Here is an 18664-nt window from a genome sequence, read left to right as displayed (position 1 = left end):
ACCAGATCCAGCCGCTGCACAGGCCAAGCCGTCGCTACGGGTCCAGCACCAGCACCGGACCCAGCCATCGCACACGCCAGCCCGTGGGTACGGGACAGCACCAGCACCAGATCCAGCCGCTGCACAGGCCAAGCCGTCGCTACGGGTCCAGCACCAGCACCAGATCCAGCCATTGCACACGCCAAGCCGTCGCTACGGGTCCAGCACCGGCCACGGGCCCAACCGTTGCACAGGCCAGGCCGCCAGCCGGCCCCGCCGTGGGCACGGCCCCGGCCGTGGCTGGGGGCCGGCTCCGGCACCGGGGCCAGCCCGGCGCCCCCACCCAGCCGTCGCACGACCCAGGCCCCCAGACGGGACTCGGCACCCCGTCGCTCACCACCCGCCTCCCTCTCTCACCACCCGCCACCCGCCGAGCCGAGGCCACCGGCGTCCTCGGACCGGTCTGAACGGCCGCGCCCCACCCGGGAGCCGGCTCCGCCCGTCAGGGGCCCGGCCCGGTTCGCACGGCCCCGCCCCGGGACCCGACACCGCACGGCCCGGCCCCGCCCGGGACCCGCCCGCCCCGGGACGCGTTCGTCGCGTCGACGCCCATGAGAAAGGCAACCCGCGTGTCCCACACCGATCCGATACCCAAAGCGCTCACCCTCCCTCTGCCGCCGGATGCCGGGCCGGAGGCCGACCTCCACTTCGTCCGGACCGCCCCGCGTCATCTCGTCGACCGCAGTGCCGTGGCAGAGGTGCTGATCACCGACTGGCGACGGCTGGGCCCCGACGCGTTCCGGCTGGGCGCGCAGTGGCCGCGCGGGCACCACTTCTACGCACCCATCGCCGGCGCCTGGTACGACCCCCTGCTCACAGCGGAGTCGCTACGGCAGGCCTCCGTCCTGGTCGGGCAGACGTACTACGGCGTCCCGGCGGACCGTCACTTCACCATCGCCGAACTGGAGTTCGAGGTCGTGCCGGGTGTCATCCTGCTCGGCACCCGCCCGGCCGAGATGCGCCTGGAGGCCGCGGCCACGGACGTCCGGGGCGCCGATCGTCGCGACGGCCCCCCGACCGCACTCACCCTGGAGGCAGACCTGCTGCGCGGCGACGACTTCGCGGGCGCGGGACGGCTGACACTGCGCGTGTCCGCCCCGGGCCCCGCCGCAGGGGAGGGCGGCGGGTACCCGCCCCTGCCCGACCCGGTCCCTCCCGCGATCGTGGGCCGCCTCGACGAACACGACGTCGTCCTCGGAGTCCCCCGCTCCGCCGCCGCCCGCCGGGGCCTGAACTGGGACCTGCGTATCGACCCCGGCCACCCGGTGCTCTTCGACCACCCCACCCACGAGATCCCCGGCATGGTGCTCCTGGAGGCGGCCCGCCAGGCCGTACAGGCGGCCTGCGCCCCGTACCGCGTACTGCCCGTGGAACTGCGCAGCGCCTTCCACTTCCCCTTGACCCCGGACATCCCCTGCCGCATCTCCGCGACCAGGCTCCCCGCGCAGGACGCGAGCGAGGACGCCGCGGTCCGGGTCACCGCGTGGCAGTCCGGCCGGCTGGCCTTCGACAGCCTCGTGGTGGCGAGCCTGTGCGACTGACGACCGAGAGGACCGAAGGGGGACCGGCAGGATCCTCGGGACACTCCTAGGGCGTGGCGCGGCCGTCGTTCGCGCCCGGCTCGGGCTCTGCCAGTCGTTCCGTGCAGTAGGCCGTGACGTTCTTCTCGCCGCCCGCCGCCGCCACGAGACGCTGCCGGACCGTCGCGTCCAGGCCCTGGCCGCTTCCCCCGACCTCCTGGTAGTCGCGGCAGTCGGCCTCGGTGCCCTGGACGGGGGCCGGGCGTTCGTCGTCCGCCGGGAAACCCGCCGCGCCGACCACCCCCATGGCGACACCGACCAGCATGAGACCGGCGAACAGCACGGAGAGCGTCGTCCGCGGGGACGGCACCGGGCGGCGCCGGTACCGGAGCCCCCAGTCGTCCCGGCGGCGGGCGCGGCCGCGGTGGGCCCCGGCGTCCCGGGCGGCCCGGAACGCGGCCACAGCCCGCTGTTCGGCCTCGGCGTCGACACCGTCCCGGACGAGGCAGGCGACGATCAGCGCCTCGACCTCGGCGTCGGACAGGGCGGGACGGGAACGACGGCCGGGAAGCCCGCCGCCGCTCTGCCGTTCAGCCATGTCCGATTCCGTCCCTGCTCGATCCACTCGCCCAGCCGGTCTGCCGGGCCTCACCAGTACGGCCCGCTCGTCCGGCCTGTTCAGGACGGAGCGACCGCGCGGTCCCGTCAGCCCTGCCGGAGAAGCTGAGCATCGTTCACGTCGAATCTCCCAGCGTCCGGGGAGCCTCATCCGTCACACCGTCGGCGCCCAGCTGCCGGGCGAGGCGCTTCAGCCCCCGGTGCGCGGCCGTGCGTACCGCGCCCGGCCGCTTGCCCAGGACGCGCGCGGCGGCCGGGGCGTCGAGGCCGACCACGACGCGCAGCAGCACGGCCTCGGCCTGGTCGCGGGGCAGCCCGCGGACCAGCTCCAGGGCGTGCTCGGTGGTCAGTGCCTCCAGCGCCTGGTCGTGCGTGCTGTGCGGCCCGGGCAGGTCCAGGACGTCCTGTTCCAGCACGGCGGGCCGGGGCCGTACCCGCTGCCGGCGCAGATGGTCCAGCGCCCGGTGCCGGGCGATGGTCGCCGTCCAGCCGCGGAAACCGGCCCCGTCGCCCTGAAACCGCCCCAGATCCCGGGCGATCTCCAGCCAGGCGTCGGACGCCACGTCCTCAGCGTCGTCCCCGACCAAACCGCGCAGATAGCCGAGCAGGCCGGGCTGCACGAGCCGGTAGGCGACCGCGAAGGCCGCCTCGTCGCCCTGCTGGGCCCGCGCGACGGCCGCGCCCAGTTCCCCGTCGTACGCCTGCATGCGCCGGGGCGCCGCTCCCTGACCCACGTACCGTCCCTGTTCGTACCGAGTGCGCGCCCTCCCGTACCACGCCCCCACGGTGATCAGCGCCGGTGCGGACCGAAGTGTCACAGCGCGTCAGGCGCTCCGGGGCCGGCCACCGTTCGGGTCAACCCGACCCGCCGTCCTCGGGAGGGCCGGCCCGCGGAGGTTTGGGCCAAGTGACGTACCGGGGAGCTCTGCACGCGATGCATCCGCCCCACGAAAGGCGAGCGCCGTATGCCATCTCCCCTCCTGCGCACCGCCGTCGCCACCGCTCTGGCCCTCGGTGCCCTCGGCCTGGCCCAGCCCGCCCGGGCCTCGTCCTCGGACGGCGTGTACACCGTCCGGGTGCCGGACGGTGATCCGCACAAGCGGTCCCTCGCCCCGCGCACCACCGAGCCGTTCAGCATGGTCGGTGTCACCTGGGCGGACCCGGACGCCGCCCTGGACGGCACCGCCTTCGTGCGCACCCGCTCCCGCGAGAGCGGCGAGTGGAGCGCGTGGCGGGCGCTGGACAACGATGTGCGCATGCCCGAGAGCGGCCCCGACCGCGACCACGCCGGGGTGCGCGGCGGCACCCAGCCGCTGTGGACCGGACCCTCGGACGGCGTCCAGGTGCGTGTCTCGGGCGGGCGGCTGCCCAAGGGCCTGCGCGTCGAACTGGTCGACCCCGACGGCGGGGCTGACGCCGTGCACACCTCGGTCGTCGAACCCGGCGGCGGCCGGCCCGGCGCCGTCGAACCGGCCCCCGGAGCGCCCCTGGCCGGCCGCCCCGCCGTGACGTCGCGCTCCGCCTGGGGCGCCGACGAGTCCCTGGTGAAGGACCCGCCGACCTACACCACCGGCACCCAGGCGATGTTCGTCCACCACACGGCCGGCACCAACGACTACACCTGCTCCCAGTCGGCGTCGGTCGTGCGCGGGGTGTTCCTCTACCACGTGCAGAGCAACGGCTGGAACGACATCGGCTACCACTTCCTCGTCGACAAGTGCGGCACCGTCTTCGAGGGCCGTGCGGGCGGCATCGACAAGCCCGTCCTCGGCGCGCACACCTACGGTTTCAACACCGCCACCAGCAGCGTGTCCGTGCTCGGCGACTACTCCACGGCGACCACCAACGCAGCGGTGCGCGAGTCGGTCGCCAAGGTGGCGGCCTGGAAGCTCGGTCTGTACGGCATCGACCCGGCCGGGACCGTGGTGCTGACCTCCGGCGCGGACAACGGCAAGTACCAGGCGGGCCAGAAGGTCACGCTCAACCGAATCTCCGGGCACCGCGACGGCTCCCCGACGGAGTGCCCCGGGCAGAACCTCTACGACGACCTGCCCGAGATCCGCGCCCTCGCGGCGAAGGCCGGCACGCTCGTCGCGCCGCAACCGCAACCGCAACCGCAACCGCAACCGGAGCCCGGGCAGGGGACGGAACCGGCGCCCGAACCGGCGACGGAGTGGATGCCGGAGTCGGAATGGGAGCTCGCCGAGCTGGGGATCGAGGGCGTGCTGACGCGCTGACGCTACTGCCGGGGCGCCGTGCCCGCCGCGTCCCGGCACAGCAGCCGCAGCGATCCGTGACCGCCGTAGCAGCGGCGGGCCTCGTCGATCGGGTCCCAGAGGCGCCCGTCGGGGGTGCGGATCCAGTGGTCGCCGCCGGTGGCCCACCACTCGGCCCCGGTCTGACGTGCCATCACCTCACCGGCATAGGCCCCGAACCCGCGCAGCACCTCCTCCACGGCCGCGTAGGGCGCTCCTTCCCGCCGTATTTCCTCGATCATGCGGTCGATGCTCCACAGACTCTGTGCCGAGTAGTCGAGGCGCAGTCGTGCTCCCTCGCGCATCGTCGCCACTGTGTCCGCCGCCCACCGCAGCGGCTTCGCAGCCGCCGATGGCCTGGTCTCCTGCTGAGTCGTCACACCCCTTCAATGCGCTGCCGGGCGGCGTTTCGTCACGCGAAATCGGCGACTTCCCGGAAGTGGCGCAGGACCGCCCCACCTCGGCCTTACGACAGTCACAGGACTCTCGCAGGAACGGGGTTTAGGCGGTCAGGGTCCCTGCGGCGCTCAGCTCCGCTGCCGGGTGCGGCGGGAGACCACCGCGCGCAGCACCCGCCGTCCCTCGATCGACACCTCCAGCGCCCGCCGCAGCCCGGCCGGCCCGTGTCCGGCCAGGACCTCCAGGACGGTGACCTGGCGGCGCAGTTCGGCGGCGACGAGCGGAGACATGCCCTCCGTGCGGCCCTGGCGACGGGTGTCGACCGAGGAGGCGTCGTCCGGGGCGGTGTCGAGGAGGCGGTGGATCTGCAGGGAGGCGACGGAACAGGCGTCGGCCCACACCCGCACCTCGGCGGCGGAGCGCTCCGCCGGAGCGGCCTCGAGCATCCGGTGGGCGAGCGCGACCGCCTCGTCCCCGTCGCCCGCGGCGTCCAGCTTCCCGCGCGCCTGCTCAAGGCCGTCACCCCAGTCGCCGGCGCCGGCGTCGTCGGTGAGGCTCGCCCACAGCGGCCGCAGGATCTCGTCGTCACCGCCCAGCAGGGGCACACACCGATCCAAACAAGCCAGGCCGCTCGCGGCCAGCCCGCGTTCGTCGGCCTGTGCGATCAACTCCACCAGGCTCATCCACGTCTCCCTCCGCGGGCCTTCTCCGGGGCCCTACCAGGCCACTACCAGCCCTCACCCCTCACGGAACCCGCACTTCCCCTTACTGCGTGCGACGGCCCCGGAGTGTCACAGGGGCACCACGCCCAGTCTGTCGAGAAAGCGGAACAAGAGGTTTTCGGCCAGGGGATCAGGGTCTGAAGTCAGTACGTCCACAAGTGCGTCGGCGTTCACTTCGTGTCCGGCCTCGGCGGCCCAGCGCACCGCGCGCTCGGCGGCGTCACGGGGCTCCAGGAAGTAGTCCTCCAGCGTGAGGCCCTCCCGGTCCGCGCCTAAGTAGCCGGCCATCGCGCTCCGCGCGAGGCAGGTCGTCCACGCCCCGCTCTCCGGGGCCGCGGCCTCCAGCACCACGCAGTCGCTGTTCATGACGTACCCGAACAGCGCGGGCGCCCCGGTCTCCCGGGCCAGGTCGTTCATGTTCCCGACGTCACCCTCGCCGCTCGGGTACTCCCACAGCTGCCATCCGCCGGGTGCCGAGGTGTGCGGCGTCATACCGCCCTCGGCCCCCGTCAGCGCGGCCAGCTCCGCCAGCGGCTGCTCCGCTCTCCCCACGACGAAGTAACCCCAGTAGCCCATCTTCCGGTTCCCCCCGGCATATTCGATTCGACTGGCGTCAGAAGACCACCACAGTCGTACGGGAGTTCGCAGCCGTATGGGCCAATTCGTGCGGAGTCAGCCGAGCCTGTCCGCCAGCGCCCGGAACTCGGCCCAGGACAGCTCGGGCCGGTCCGGGTCCCACAGCTTCTGGACGGTCGCCCGCAGCGGCATCCGGATCCCGGCCGCCACCTGGCCTTCCGTCTGGGAGTTCGCGAGGTCGCACCAGACGGCGAAGTTCCCGCCGGGGATCTGGCCGTCGTAGCGCTCCGGCACGGCCGCGGTGCCGCGCAGCACCCGCGGTGTCCACTGCTCGTAGATCCGCTGCCCCGTCGGATAGACGAAGGTCTGCGGCTCGCCGAGCACGTAGTACAGGAACTCGTCGTTGTAGTTGATCACCTGCCGGCCCGCCTCCAGGTACTCCAGGGGCTCCCGGGCGCCGATCTCCTTTCCGGTCCAGTAGGCGACCTGGACGTCCTTGTCGGGCTCGACGGACGTGCCGCGGAAGAAGCCGTCGTTCCACGCACGCGGGGTGCGGTCGTGCTCGCGGACGGTGGCGGCCCGGTCGTTGAGCCAGCCGGTGGTGAGGTCGGCGACCGTGGCACCGGCGCCGTACTTCTCCCGCGCCGCGGCGGCCAGCTGCGGGAACGCCGCCTCCGGGTCGGAGCGGACCAGCGCCTGGTACTCGTCGGCCCCGAGGTGCCAGGGCTTGCCGGGGAAGAGCTCCGCGTACTCGTTCAGCAGCCCGTCGACGATCTCGGCGCTCTCGGGCTTGGAGATGTCGATGGCGCCCTGCACCGGCGACCCCTGCGCGGTGCGCAGCTGCAGGTCGGGGTGGGCGCGCAGGACCGCGCCCAGGTGCCCGGGCGAGTCGATCTCGGGCACGACGGTGATGTGCCGGCTCTCCGCGAGGTCGATGATCTTCCGCACCTGCGCCTTGGTCAGATGCGGCTGGGACACGATCTCCGGCTGCGTGTCGGACTGGATCCGGAAGCCCTGGTCGTCGGAGAAGTGCAGGCCCAGCTGGTTGAACTTCAGATCGCCCAGCTCCCGGACCCGGTCCTCGATCCAGCCCGCCGTGAAGGGCTTGCGCGCGATGTCCAGCATGAAGCCGCGCTGCGGCTTGGCCGGCTCGTCCCGCACCACGCCCTCGGGCGCCGTCCCGCCGTCGCTCGTCTCCTGCTTGAGCGTGCGGGTGCCGTAGAAGACGCCCGCGTCGGCGGGCCCGGTGATCTCCGCGCGCCCGTCGCGCACGGTCATCACGTACGACTCCGGGTTCGCCTTCTTGTCGCCGCCGAGCGCCAGCCGCAGGTCCCCCGCGCGCCGGTCGTCCTTCTCGCCGGCGTACGTCATCCCCAGCTCACCGGCGACCAGCCGTCCCTCGTCGGCCAGCGAGGCGTCTGCCACGACCACGCGGTTGCCGCTCTCGGGCTGCCAGCCCGGGCCGCGCGCCGGCTCGTGGTCGCGCACGGCGGGGATCGTCCGGGGTGCCTTGGACAGGGCGTACGAGCGGCTCGGACTGGGACTGCTCTCCGGCGAGGTGCCCTGCGGGGCGGCAGCGGTCCGGCCGTCGGAGGGTCTGGCCTCCGTCCCCGTGGACCCGCCGTCGCCGTCCGAGGCCGCCCAGAGCCCCAGACTCACCCCGGCCACGACCATGACCAAGGCGACGGCCATGGCCACGACCAGCACCGGCCGCTGCTTCACCTGCTTCGCCGTATCCCGGCGCCTGTGCTGACTCACACGGCCAACCTAAAACCCGACGGCGCCCGGCGCGCGTCCGGGCGCGTCCACCACACGTTCCGAAACTCTCTCCCCCGGGTGAAATTCGGGCATCCGTCGGACACGTCTCGGTCGCACTCGATAGCGTGACGTCACATCTCTCACACCTTGCCCTGCCGACACACGTGACGCCCACGAGGACCCACGCTGCCTGCGCACCGCCTCCCAGACCTCCCCGGCCGAGCAGCCATACCGGTGGAGCACTTCAACGCAGCCTCCGAGGAGGACCTGGAGCAGGCCCTCCTCTCCTGTCTGCGCAGCCACCGCTGGGCCGGGCGTGTCGCGGCCCACCGCCCCTACCCGGACCTGGACTCCCTGCTGGCCGCGGCGGACGAGGCGGCCTACGACCTCGGCTGGCCCGACCTCACCGAAGCACTGGCGGCCGAGCCGCTGCCCGCCCTCCCGCCGGACACCTACGCCGCGGCCCACACCGCTCTCAGCGCGGCCCACGCCGCCTACGAGGCCCGATTCGGACACGTGTTCGTCATCTGTCTGGACGGGGTCTCCCCGTCCGAGACTCTGGACCGGCTCCTCGAAGCCATCCGGTCACGATTGGCGAACGATCCCGAAGAGGAGCGCGTGGTCGTGGCGGAAGAACTTCGCCACCTGGCGAGAGAACGGTTGGTCAGCGCCCTGAGGGGCGCGGGGAACTGCGCGATCGACCACAACGAACCCGCACCCGGCAGATAACGGGAAATCACACCCCAGAAGCCGCCGAGGCTAGCCCGTACGCATGCCAGTTTGATCACACAGCCAGACCCCGGCGCAGCCCAGCCGCAGCGCATCGCTACGATGCTGGGGGCCGGTGGACCGTACCCGGCCGGGCCCGACCGACACACCAAGCCGGCGCGGCCCCAATCCCCGCTCCCGGAGGAAACTTCCGTGCCGGCTGGAACGCTGTACCGCGGCCGGGAAGGAATGTGGTCCTGGGTGGCTCACCGAGTCACCGGCGTCCTCATCTTCTTCTTCCTGTTCGTTCACGTGCTGGACACCGCTCTCGTCCGCGTGTCCCCTGAGGCCTACGACACGGTCGTGGCCACGTACAAGACGCCGATCGTCGCGCTGCTGGAGTACGGCCTCGTCGCCGCCATCCTCTTCCACGCGCTCAACGGCCTGCGTGTCATCGCCGTCGACTTCTGGATCAAGGGCGCCCGGTACCAGAAGCAGATGCTCTGGACCGTCGTAGCCCTGTGGGTCGTGCTGATGCTCGGGGCGATCTACCCCGTCCTCGGCCACGCCGCTCGTGAACTGTTCGGGAGCTGACGCCAATGTCCACGACTGACAAGACCGCCGCGGGCGTCGGCCCCGTCGAGGGCGGCGCCGTCTACACCGTCGACAACCCGGCCCCCTTCATCGAGGCCCCGCGCCAGCGCACCAAGAAGACCCCGAAGTCCACGCGGGGCAACTTCGAGCTGGCCGCCTGGCTGTTCATGCGCCTGTCCGGCGTGGTGCTGGTCGTGCTGGTCCTCGGCCACCTGCTGATCCAGCTCGTGCTGGACGGCGGCGTGTCGAAGATCGGCTTCGCCTTCGTGGCGGGCCGCTGGGCGAGCCCCTTCTGGCAGGTCTGGGACCTGCTGATGCTGTGGCTCGCGATGCTGCACGGCGCCAACGGCCTGCGTACGGTCATCAACGACTACGCGGAGCGCGCGAACACCCGGCTGTGGCTCAAGGGCCTGCTCTACACCGCCACGGTGTTCACCATCCTGCTGGGCACGCTGGTGATCTTCACCTTCGACCCGAACATCCGCTAGGCACGGGGCTGCGAGAATCATGAAGATCCACAAGTACGACACCGTCATCGTCGGCGCCGGTGGCGCGGGCATGCGCGCCGCCATCGAGTCGACGAAGCGCAGCCGCACCGCGGTCCTGACCAAGCTGTACCCCACCCGCTCCCACACGGGCGCCGCGCAGGGCGGCATGGCCGCCGCGCTGGCCAACGTGGAGGAGGACAACTGGGAGTGGCACACCTTCGACACGGTCAAGGGCGGTGACTACCTGGTCGACCAGGACGCCGCCGAGATCCTGGCGAAGGAGGCCATCGACTCCGTCCTCGACCTGGAGAAGATGGGCCTGCCGTTCAACCGCACGCCGAACGGCACCATCGACCAGCGCCGCTTCGGCGGTCACAGCCGTAACCACGGCGAGGCCCCGGTCCGCCGCTCCTGCTACGCGGCCGACCGCACCGGCCACATGATCCTCCAGACGCTGTACCAGAACTGCGTCAAGGAGGGCGTGGAGTTCTTCAACGAGTTCTACGTCCTGGACCAGCTGATCACCGAGGTCGACGGCGTCAAGAAGTCGGCCGGTGTGGTGGCGTACGAGCTCGCCACCGGCGAGATCCACGTCTTCCAGGCGAAGTCCGTGGTCTACGCGTCCGGCGGCTGCGGCAAGTTCTTCAAGGTGACGTCCAACGCGCACACGCTGACGGGTGATGGCCAGGCGGCGGTCTACCGCCGCGGTCTGCCGCTGGAGGACATGGAGTTCTTCCAGTTCCACCCGACCGGCATCTGGCGCATGGGCATCCTGCTGACGGAGGGCGCCCGCGGTGAGGGCGGCATCCTCCGCAACAAGGACGGCGAGCGCTTCATGGAGAAGTACGCGCCGGTCATGAAGGACCTCGCGTCCCGTGACGTCGTGTCCCGCTCCATCTACACGGAGATCAGGGAGGGCCGCGGCTGCGGCCCCGAGGGCGACCACGTCTACCTGGACCTGACGCACCTGCCGCCGGAGCAGCTGGACGCGAAGCTCCCGGACATCACGGAGTTCGCCCGCACCTACCTCGGCATCGAGCCCTACACGGACCCGATCCCGATCCAGCCCACGGCCCACTACGTCATGGGCGGCATCCCGACGAACGTCGAAGGTGAGGTCCTGGCGGACAACACCACCGTCGTCCCGGGCCTGTACGCGGCCGGCGAGGTCGCCTGCGTGTCCGTGCACGGCGCCAACCGCCTCGGCACCAACTCGCTGCTGGACATCAACGTGTTCGGCAAGCGCGCGGGCATCGCCGCCGCGGAGTACGCGCAGACGGCGGAGTTCGTCGAGCTGCCGGAGAACCCGGCGGAACTCGTGATCGAGCAGGTGGAGCGACTGCGTGACTCCACCGGCACCGAGCGCGTGACGGCGATCCGTCGCGAACTGCAGGACACCATGGACGCCAACGTCATGGTGTTCCGCACCGAGCAGACGATCAAGACGGCGGTCGAGAAGATCGCGGAGCTGCGCGAGCGGTTCAAGAACGTGTCGATCCAGGACAAGGGCAAGCGGTTCAACACGGACCTGCTGGAGGCCATCGAGCTGGGCAACCTGCTGGACCTCGCCGAGGTCATGGCGGTCTCCGCGCTCGCCCGCAAGGAGTCCCGCGGCGGTCACTACCGCGAGGACTACCCGAACCGCGACGACGTCAACTTCATGCGGCACACCATGGCGTACCGCGAGGTCGGCGCCGACGGTTCCGAAACCGTCCGTCTCGACTACAAGCCGGTCGTCCAGACCCGCTACCAGCCGATGGAGCGTAAGTACTGATGGCTACCCCTGTTGTGGACAAGGCGGAAGCGGCCGGCCAGCCCGAGCCCGGCTTCGCCGACTCCCCCTACATCACCGTCACCTTCCGGGTCCGCCGCTTCAACCCGGAGGTCTCGGCCGAGGCGACCTGGGAAGACTTCCAGCTGGAGATCGACCCCAAGGAGCGCGTCCTCGACGGCCTCCACAAGATCAAGTGGGACGTCGACGGCACGCTGACGTTCCGCCGCTCCTGCGCGCACGGCATCTGCGGCTCCGACGCCATGCGGATCAACGGCAAGAACCGCCTCGCGTGCAAGACGCTGATCAAGGACATCAACCCCGAGAAGCCGATCACGGTCGAGCCCATCAAGGGCCTGACGGTCCTGAAGGACCTCGTGGTCGACATGGAGCCGTTCTTCCAGGCGTACCGCGACGTCATGCCCTTCCTCATCACGAAGGACACGAACGAGCCGACGCGTGAGCGCCTCCAGTCGGCCGAGGACCGCGAGCGCTTCGACGACACCACGAAGTGCATCCTCTGCGCGGCCTGCACCACGTCGTGCCCGGTCTTCTGGAACGACGGCCAGTACTTCGGCCCGGCGGCCATCGTCAACGCGCACCGCTTCATCTTCGACTCGCGCGACGAGGCCGGCGAGCAGCGCCTGGAGGTCCTCAACGACCGCGACGGCGTCTGGCGCTGCCGCACGACCTTCAACTGCACGGACGCCTGCCCGCGCGGTATCGAGGTCACGAAGGCGATCGCGGAGGTGAAGCGAGCGCTGATCACGCGCCGCTTCTGAGATCGCGTTCCGCAGTCCTTCGAGGGCCCCGTTTCCACTGGGAAGCGGGGCCCTCGGGCATATGCCACACCATGGGGTGAACGACGCCGAGAGGGACGCTCGGGGGGGCCGACCTACGATGATGCTCTCGACACCAGCCCCCAGGAGGCACCTGATGTCCGCAGCTTCCGTCGAGCAGCCCTTCCACGATGCAGAGCCGGTCACCCTGACGACCATCGCCGACGAGATCATGGAGCGCCATAAGGGCTACCGCGTCGAGATCATCGGAGGCCATCTCCTCGTGACCCCGTCCCCGGATGCTCCTCATGCTCGGGCCCTGACCAAACTCATGCGGCCGTTCATCGCGGCCGGATTGGACGACGGCGAAACCGAGGTACTCCAGAACGTAGGACTCTGGCTCCCGACCGGCGTCGAGGACTACGCCATCCCCGACCTCGTGGTGGTGGACGCCGACATCGACGACCACTTCATCGAGAACAACGCGTACGACCCGGTCTGCTTCCGCCTCGTTCTGGAGGTCACCTCCGGCAACTGGAAGGACGACCTCAAAACCAAGGTCACCGCATACGCCGAGGCCAAGGTGCCCGTCTACGTCGTCGTCGACCGGAAGCACCAGCGTCTTCACGTCCTCACCGATCCCACCGGCAACGGGTACGAGAAGCACCGTCCCCACGCCCCCGGCGAGATCGTCGCTCTTCCCGACTCCATCGGCGCCAAGGTCACCCTTGATGTCGCCGCGATCCTGAAGGCGGGACAGCCGGCGACGAGCGACTGAGTCACAGCTGGCTCAGGATCGTGGGGTCCGTGATCTTCGTGTCCGCCGCCAAGAGCATCGCCTTGCTGAGGATGACCGCCAACATGCGGTCGCCCTCGAAGGGGAGGTAGCCCGTCCCCGGGGCGGTCGGGGCGAATTTCGGGACGATGCAGAGGTACTGGTCGTTCGGGGTCATGAGGATGTTGCCCGAGCCAAGGTGGATCTTGTACGTGTGGCGGTCGCCCTTCACGTGAAGAAAGCGGCCCTCCAGGGTGTCCGGAAGGCGGTCATCAGCCACCCACCAGGGGCACGAGCTGCAGGAAGGTGACCTCGGTGCCGAGCGGCAGCTCGATCTCCTCGTCCGGGTCCGTGATCTGACGGTCCCCCACCAGCACCAGGAAGCCGTTCCCCGCGAAGGCGCGCAGGGCCAGGCCCGTCTGCGCCTCGGGGGTCGATGCGGCGGGGTGTGCGCACCACGTACCCGTTCAGCACGCGCTCGGTGTCCTCGGGCTGGACGAGCCCCTGGAACACCTCCGGCGTACGGGCGTTGTACTCGGCGACCTCCTGGAACACCCGGCGCCGGATCAACTCCCGTGCGGTCAGCCGCTCCTCGGCGATCTCCAGTCCCACATGTTGAACACGTTCAAAAAAGGGTCTACAGTCTTCCTCGACAGCGTTTTGAACGTGTTCAAGAAGGGTGGGGCAATGGACCGCACGGTCATCGCCTACGTCATCTACCTGGTGGTCAGCGTCGCGTTGACGGTCTGGGTGGCTCGTACGCTCAGCCGGAACGGGAAGGTCTTCCTCGCCGATGTGCTGCACGGCAACGAGAAGCTCGCCGACGCCGTCAACCACCTGCTGGTGGTCGGCTTCTACCTCGTCAACCTCGGGTTCGTCGCGCTGTATCTGAGCGGCGACGAGACCATCACCGACACCCGCGGCGTCTTCGAGGCCCTGTCGACGAAGCTCGGCGTGGTGCTGCTGGTGCTCGGCGTGATGCACCTGGCCAACGTTTATGTGCTGAACCGGATCCGGCGGCGGGGCGTGATGGAGCGGGAGCAGGTGCCGCCCGTGCCGCCGCAGGGCTGGGCGGCCCCGTCGGCCCGGGCCTGAGCGGAGGCCCGGGTGAACGCCACCGCACCGGTCCGCCGGCTCACCGTCCTGTACGACGCCGAGTGCTCCCTGTGCGCGTTCCTGCGCGACTGGCTCCTGCGGCAGCCCAAGCTCGTGCCGCTGGAGCTGGTCCCGGCCGCCTCCGAGGAGGCCCGGCGGCGGTTTCCCGGACTGGACCACGGCGCCACCCTCGACGAGATCACCGTCGTCGGCGACGCCGGGCAGGTCTATCTGGGGCCCGCCGCCTGGATCGTCACCCTGTGGGCGCTGCGCGAGCACCGGCCGCTCGCCCACCGGCTGAGCACCCCGTCCGGCGCCCTGCTCGCCAGGGGCGCGGTGCTCGCCGCCGCCAAGTGGCGCGGGGCGCAGTGGCGCCAGGGGCCGCGGGGCGGGGCGCAGTGGGGCGGGCAGGTGTACCGGCGCGCTGACGGGTGGGCGTACGACCCGAACGCCGGCTGGTCCTACACCGCGCCGGGCTGCGTCGACGGCACCTGCGCCCCTCGGTAGCCGCACCGGCTCTGACGTTAGGCTCTCTTCCCGTGTCCGCGAAGAACGACGGCCCCGACGACGGCGCCACCCCCACGAAGTCCGAGCAGACCCGCGCCCTGATCCTGGAGACGGCCATGCGGCTGTTCCAGGAGCGCGGCTACGACAAGACGACGATGCGGGCCATCGCCCAGGAGGCCGGGGTCTCCGTCGGCAACGCGTACTACTACTTCGCGGGCAAGGAACACCTGATCCAGGGCTTCTACGACCGGATCGCCGCCGAGCACCAGGTGGCGGTCCGGGAGATCCTGGACCGGGAGCGCGACCTGGAGACCCGGCTCGCGGGCGTGCTGCGGGCCTGGCTGGACATCGCCGCGCCCTACCACGAGTTCGCGGTGCAGTTCTTCAAGAACGCCGCCGACCCGGACAGCCCGCTCAGCCCCTTCTCCCCCGAGTCGGAGCACGCGCGTGTGGAGGCCATCAGCGTCCACCGGGAGGTGCTGGCCGGGGCGACGAAGACGAAGGTGCCCGAGGAACTGCGGGACATCCTGCCCGAGTTGATGTGGCTGTCCCAGATGGGGCTCGTCCTGTACTGGATCTTCGACCGTACGGAGGGACGGGAGCGCAGCTACCGGCTCGCCGAGCGCGGCGCCCGGCTCACCGCGCGGGGCGTCGCCCTGGCCCGCTTCCGGGTGCTGCGGCCGCTGGTGCGGGAGGTGCACGAGTTGTTCACGGACTTCCTGCCGGGGATGACCCGGGCCATCCCGGACCCTGCGGCACGCCGCACCGAGTCCCAGGGCCGCACCGAGACCTAGGTCGCGGACCCGGCCCAGGGCCGCGCAGGGCGCCTCAGAGCCTCGTGAGGCTCCAGAGGCGGAAGACGCCCGTGCCGTCCGAGAGGTACTGGCCGCCGCCGATGTCCTCGGTGGTGACGACGTACTCCTTCGACTGCCACAGCGGGAGCACCGGCACGTCCTGCGCGACGGTCTGCTGCACCTCGCGGAAGTCCCGGTCGGCTTCGCCGCGGTCGGCGTAGCGCTGGCTGTCCTTGATGAGCCGGTCCACGGTCTTGCTGCTGTAGCCGGTGTTCATGGCGCTGCCGGTGCCGACGAGCGCGGCGCCGAAGGTGTCCGGGTCGGGGAAGTCGGCGACCCAGCCGACGGCGTACGCGTCGAGCTTGCCGATCGCCCACCGCTTCTGGAAGTCGGTCCACTCGTAGCCCTGGAGAGTGACCTTGAAGAGTCCGCTCGCCTCCAGCTCGCGTTTGATCTCGGCGCCCTCCTGGGCACCGGCGCCGCGGCCCTTGGCGTAGCCGTAGGTGATGCGGACCGGCAGGCTCACACCGGCCTTGGTGAGCAACTGCCGTGCCTTCTTCGCGTCCTGCCCGGGATAGTCGTCGAAGAACGAGGCGGTGTGGCCGGTGATGCCCGCCGGGATCAGGGAGTACAAGGGGTCGACGGTGCCGTCGTAGACGGTGGAAGCCAGTCGCTCGCGGTCGATCAGCCAGGCGATGGCCCGGCGGACCTCGGGCTTGTGCAGGGGTTTGCCCGCGCGGGTGTTGAAGTACAGGTTGCGAGTCTCGGAGCCGTCCGCCTCGAAGACGCGCTGCGCCGGGTCGCTGGGGTTGAGGTCGGCGAGGACCTGGGGCGGCAGCTGGCGGGTCGCGACCTCGACCCGCCGGTCCTTCCATGCGGTGTCGAGGGCGTCGGGGGTGCCGTAGTAGCGCAGCTCGACGGAGCGGTCCGCGCCGCCCTTGACGGCGCCCTGGTAGTGGGCGTTGGGCGCGAGGACGGCCGTGGCGTTCTTCGTGTAGGAGGTGAGGGTGTACGGGCCGGTGCCGTCGACACCGTTGTCGGTGCGCAGCTTGCCGGCCGGGTACGCGGTGTGGTCGACGATGGAGCCGGCGCCGGTGGCCACCTTGAACGGGAAGGTCGCGTCGGGCGAGGACAGGTGGAAGGTGACGGTCAGCCGGTCGGCGCTGACGGAACCGAGGGTGTCCAGCAGGGGCGCCGGGCCGACGGGCGACTTGATCCTCAGGATCCGGTCGAAGGAGTACTTCACGTCCTCGGCGGTCATCGTCCGGCCGCTCGGGAAGGTGAGGCCGGAGCGCAGCTCGCAGCGGTACGTCGTCAGGTCACCCCCGGCGAACGCGCAGCTCTTGGCCGCGTCCGGTACGGGTGCGGTGCCGCCCGGCGTGAAGGTGAGCAGTGACTGGAAGACGTTGCTGAACAGCGCCCAGGAGCCGGCGTCGTAGGCGCCGGCCGGGTCGAGCGAGGTGACGGCGTCCGTCGTGCCCACCGTGATGGCCTTGCCGTCGCTCTTCGACGGCAGGAACTGCCAGGCGCCCACGCCCGCGGCCGCCAGGACGAGCAGCCCCGCGAGTATCCGCATGCGAACCGATCGCATCGGCCTTGCCCTCCCCGGGCCCTTTGGGCCCTTGTGCCGGTGCCACACCCCTTCGTGGCGGGCTCACACAATCACAGGCTTTTGAGGCCGGGGAAGGGAGATTTGACGACTTGGGAAAGAACTTACCGATGGGCCGATCGGTCCGGATCAGGCCTGCTTCGACGCCAGCTCGATCAGTGTGATGTCCGACGGTGCGCCGACCCGGGTGGGCGGGCCCCAGGCGCCGGCGCCGCGCGAGACGTAGAGCTGGGTGTCGCCGTAGCGCTCCAGGCCCGCGAGGGTCGGGTTGGCGGCGGAGGCGATGAGGTTGCCGGGCCAGAGCTGGCCGCCGTGGGTGTGGCCGGAGAGCTGGAGGTCGACGCCGTGCTCGACGGCGTCGTGGATCTGGACGGGCTGGTGGGCGAGCAGCACGCACGCGCGTGCGGTGTCCCGGTCCCCGAGCGCCCGGGCGAAGTCGGGGCCCTGGCCCTCCTCCTCGCCCGCCACGTCGTTGACTCCGGCCAGGTCGAAGTACGGGAGTTCCCGGCGGGCGTTCTCCAGGGGGGTGAGGCCCAGGCGCCGGACCTCCTCGACCCACTGTTCGGCGCCCGAGAAGTATTCGTGGTTGCCGGTGACGAAGTAGGACCCGTGACGGGCCCTCAGCTGGGCCAGCGGGGCCGCGGCGGGGCCGAGGTCCTTGACGCTGCCGTCGACCAGGTCGCCGACGACCGCGATCAGGTCGGGCTGGGTCGCGTTGATCGTGTCGACGACCGTCTGGGCGAAGCCTCGGCCCAGGACCGGGCCGAGGTGGACGTCGCTGACCACCGCGATCCGGAACCCGTGCGCCGCGCGCGGCAGCTTGGCCAGCGGCACGGTGACCCGCTTCACCTTCGGCCCCCGCAGCACGCCGTACGTCCCGTACCCGACGGTCCCGACGGCGGCGGCCGCGGCGGCCCCGGCGACGACCCGGGAGACGAAGAGGCGGCGGGAGGGGCCGGTGGGGGTGGGGGCTGCGGGTGTGGTGTCGGTGGTGCCGGTGGGGGTGAGCGGCTGCGGGGTGGCCTCCGGGGCGTCGGGGGCGGGGTCCGTCAGGGGGTGGGGCTCGGTGGCGGAGGCGGTCGCTCCGCCGCGGAGACCGGCCTGTGCGGCGGCAGCGGCGGCCATACCGGGCGCTGCGGCGCCGACGCCGGCCTGCGGACCGGCCGTCGGCGCGGCATCGGGCGCTCCGCCGTGGGGGCCGGCCTGGGCGGCGGCCGCCGGCGCGGAGCCCGTCGCTCCGCCTGGTGCGTCAGGGGTGTGCGGCCGGTCCGCGGGCGACGCCGTCGGCCCCGTCCCGGCTTCGGCTCTCGCTCTGTCCCGGCGTTCCAGGAACCGCCGCAGCAGGGGGCGTACGACCTCGCCCGCCACCACCGCCAGCAGCAGGTATATCGACAGGGCCAGCCACAGGAAGCCCGGCCAGGCGAGGGTCTGCTGGAGCCAGAAGGGGGCTCCGGAGCGTTCGGCGACCAGGGCCGTGATCGCCAGGGTCCAGCCGCCGGCGATCAGGACCGCGCCCGCGCGGCGGGTGAGGCCCGGTCCGCGGGTCGTGTCACGGAACAGGCGGCGCCACACGTACCAGTTGGCCGTCACGATGACGGCCAGGACCAGAGTTGCGACGAGTACGAAGACGATGGCCACGGTGTCGTGTCTCCCGATT

General features: G+C 71.3%; 21 protein-coding genes. 12 read left to right on the top strand and 9 right to left on the bottom strand.

The features are described from left to right. Positions 1-608: 608 nt before the first annotated feature. Positions 609-1580, top strand: a complete 972-nt coding sequence (locus tag ACWIF2_RS11245; protein ID WP_454359877.1) for a ScbA/BarX family gamma-butyrolactone biosynthesis protein — start codon at positions 609-611, stop codon at positions 1578-1580. A gap of 46 nt (positions 1581-1626) precedes the next feature. On the opposite strand, the gene ACWIF2_RS11240 is transcribed toward ACWIF2_RS11245, so the two are convergent. Both ACWIF2_RS11240 and ACWIF2_RS11235 read right to left on the bottom strand, forming a co-directional pair. Further along, a complete protein-coding gene (locus ACWIF2_RS11240; RefSeq protein WP_454359876.1) occupies positions 1627-2157 on the bottom strand; it encodes a hypothetical protein in 531 nt (176 codons plus the stop codon). 136 nt (positions 2158-2293) lie between these two features. Further along, on the bottom strand, positions 2294-2911 hold the full coding sequence (locus tag ACWIF2_RS11235; protein WP_454359875.1) for an RNA polymerase sigma factor: 618 nt from the start codon (positions 2909-2911) through the stop codon (positions 2294-2296). 231 nt (positions 2912-3142) lie between these two features. Between ACWIF2_RS11235 and ACWIF2_RS11230 the strand changes: the two genes are divergently transcribed. Next, positions 3143-4414 carry a peptidoglycan recognition protein family protein gene (locus ACWIF2_RS11230; protein WP_454359874.1) on the top strand — a complete coding sequence of 424 codons (1272 nt, stop codon included), beginning with the start codon at positions 3143-3145 and terminating at the stop codon, positions 4412-4414. 2 nt (positions 4415-4416) lie between these two features. Here the strand turns inward: ACWIF2_RS11230 and ACWIF2_RS11225 are convergent, their stop codons facing one another. The 4 genes from ACWIF2_RS11225 to ACWIF2_RS11210 form a co-directional block, all read right to left on the bottom strand. Next, on the bottom strand, positions 4417-4812 hold the full coding sequence (locus ACWIF2_RS11225; RefSeq protein ID WP_454359873.1) for a hypothetical protein: 396 nt from the start codon (positions 4810-4812) through the stop codon (positions 4417-4419). Positions 4813-4959: 147 nt separating this feature from the next. Then, positions 4960-5514, bottom strand: a complete 555-nt coding sequence (locus tag ACWIF2_RS11220; RefSeq protein ID WP_454359872.1) for a hypothetical protein — start codon at positions 5512-5514, stop codon at positions 4960-4962. Positions 5515-5622: 108 nt separating this feature from the next. Further along, positions 5623-6129: a hypothetical protein gene (locus ACWIF2_RS11215; protein ID WP_454359871.1), complete on the bottom strand. Its 507-nt coding sequence runs from the start codon at positions 6127-6129 to the stop codon at positions 5623-5625. Positions 6130-6225: 96 nt separating this feature from the next. Continuing rightward, on the bottom strand, positions 6226-7803 hold the full coding sequence (locus tag ACWIF2_RS11210; RefSeq protein ID WP_454359894.1) for a beta-N-acetylhexosaminidase: 1578 nt from the start codon (positions 7801-7803) through the stop codon (positions 6226-6228). A gap of 318 nt (positions 7804-8121) precedes the next feature. Here ACWIF2_RS11210 and ACWIF2_RS11205 point away from each other — a divergent pair, with 318 nt between their 5' ends. The 6 genes from ACWIF2_RS11205 to ACWIF2_RS11180 all read left to right on the top strand — a co-directional run bounded on the left by ACWIF2_RS11205 (position 8122) and on the right by ACWIF2_RS11180 (position 13005). Then, the gene (locus ACWIF2_RS11205) at positions 8122-8616 is read left to right on the top strand and encodes a 2-oxo-4-hydroxy-4-carboxy-5-ureidoimidazoline decarboxylase (protein WP_454359870.1); all 495 of its coding nucleotides are present in this window, start codon (positions 8122-8124) and stop codon (positions 8614-8616) included. Between the two features lie 192 nt (positions 8617-8808). Beyond that, positions 8809-9189, top strand: coding sequence for a succinate dehydrogenase, cytochrome b556 subunit (sdhC, locus tag ACWIF2_RS11200; protein ID WP_031107855.1), 381 nt, complete (start codon positions 8809-8811; stop codon positions 9187-9189). Positions 9190-9194: 5 nt separating this feature from the next. Further along, complete coding sequence (locus ACWIF2_RS11195) at positions 9195-9677, top strand: succinate dehydrogenase hydrophobic membrane anchor subunit (protein ID WP_031107857.1); 483 nt, start codon at positions 9195-9197, stop codon at positions 9675-9677. A 19-nt stretch (positions 9678-9696) separates the two neighbouring features. Next, positions 9697-11451, top strand: coding sequence for a succinate dehydrogenase flavoprotein subunit (gene sdhA / locus ACWIF2_RS11190; RefSeq protein WP_391099198.1), 1755 nt, complete (start codon positions 9697-9699; stop codon positions 11449-11451). After that, positions 11451-12230 (top strand): succinate dehydrogenase iron-sulfur subunit, encoded by a 780-nt coding sequence (locus ACWIF2_RS11185; RefSeq protein WP_391099195.1) that lies wholly within the window; start codon positions 11451-11453, stop codon positions 12228-12230. The genes sdhA and ACWIF2_RS11185 overlap by 1 nt, the downstream gene beginning before the upstream one ends. Before the next feature lie 154 nt (positions 12231-12384). Next, positions 12385-13005 (top strand): Uma2 family endonuclease, encoded by a 621-nt coding sequence (locus ACWIF2_RS11180; RefSeq protein ID WP_454359869.1) that lies wholly within the window; start codon positions 12385-12387, stop codon positions 13003-13005. A 1-nt stretch (position 13006) separates the two neighbouring features. On the opposite strand, the gene ACWIF2_RS11175 is transcribed toward ACWIF2_RS11180, so the two are convergent. Next, positions 13007-13282 (bottom strand): DUF7737 domain-containing protein, encoded by a 276-nt coding sequence (locus ACWIF2_RS11175; protein ID WP_454359868.1) that lies wholly within the window; start codon positions 13280-13282, stop codon positions 13007-13009. A 168-nt stretch (positions 13283-13450) separates the two neighbouring features. On the opposite strand from ACWIF2_RS11175, the gene ACWIF2_RS11170 reads away from it, so the two are divergent. The 4 genes from ACWIF2_RS11170 (at position 13451) to ACWIF2_RS11155 (ending at position 15398) form a co-directional block, all read left to right on the top strand. Beyond that, positions 13451-13621 (top strand): hypothetical protein, encoded by a 171-nt coding sequence (locus tag ACWIF2_RS11170; RefSeq protein ID WP_454359867.1) that lies wholly within the window; start codon positions 13451-13453, stop codon positions 13619-13621. A gap of 68 nt (positions 13622-13689) precedes the next feature. Then, positions 13690-14097, top strand: coding sequence for a hypothetical protein (locus ACWIF2_RS11165; RefSeq protein ID WP_215119183.1), 408 nt, complete (start codon positions 13690-13692; stop codon positions 14095-14097). Positions 14098-14109: 12 nt separating this feature from the next. Continuing rightward, entirely contained in the window at positions 14110-14604 is a 495-nt protein-coding gene (locus ACWIF2_RS11160) for a thiol-disulfide oxidoreductase DCC family protein (RefSeq protein WP_454359866.1), read from the top strand. A gap of 32 nt (positions 14605-14636) precedes the next feature. Further along, positions 14637-15398: a TetR family transcriptional regulator gene (locus ACWIF2_RS11155; protein WP_454359865.1), complete on the top strand. Its 762-nt coding sequence runs from the start codon at positions 14637-14639 to the stop codon at positions 15396-15398. Positions 15399-15432: 34 nt separating this feature from the next. Here the strand turns inward: ACWIF2_RS11155 and ACWIF2_RS11150 are convergent, their stop codons facing one another. Next, the gene (locus ACWIF2_RS11150; RefSeq protein ID WP_454359864.1) at positions 15433-16974 is read right to left on the bottom strand and encodes an ABC transporter substrate-binding protein; all 1542 of its coding nucleotides are present in this window, start codon (positions 16972-16974) and stop codon (positions 15433-15435) included. Positions 16975-17136: 162 nt separating this feature from the next. Then, entirely contained in the window at positions 17137-18645 is a 1509-nt protein-coding gene (locus ACWIF2_RS11145; protein ID WP_454359863.1) for a metallophosphoesterase, read from the bottom strand. Positions 18646-18664: the final 19 nt, after the last annotated feature.

Source organism: Streptomyces sp. NPDC055506, from assembly GCF_053643595.1.
This window is presented reverse-complemented; position numbering and strand designations above follow the sequence as displayed.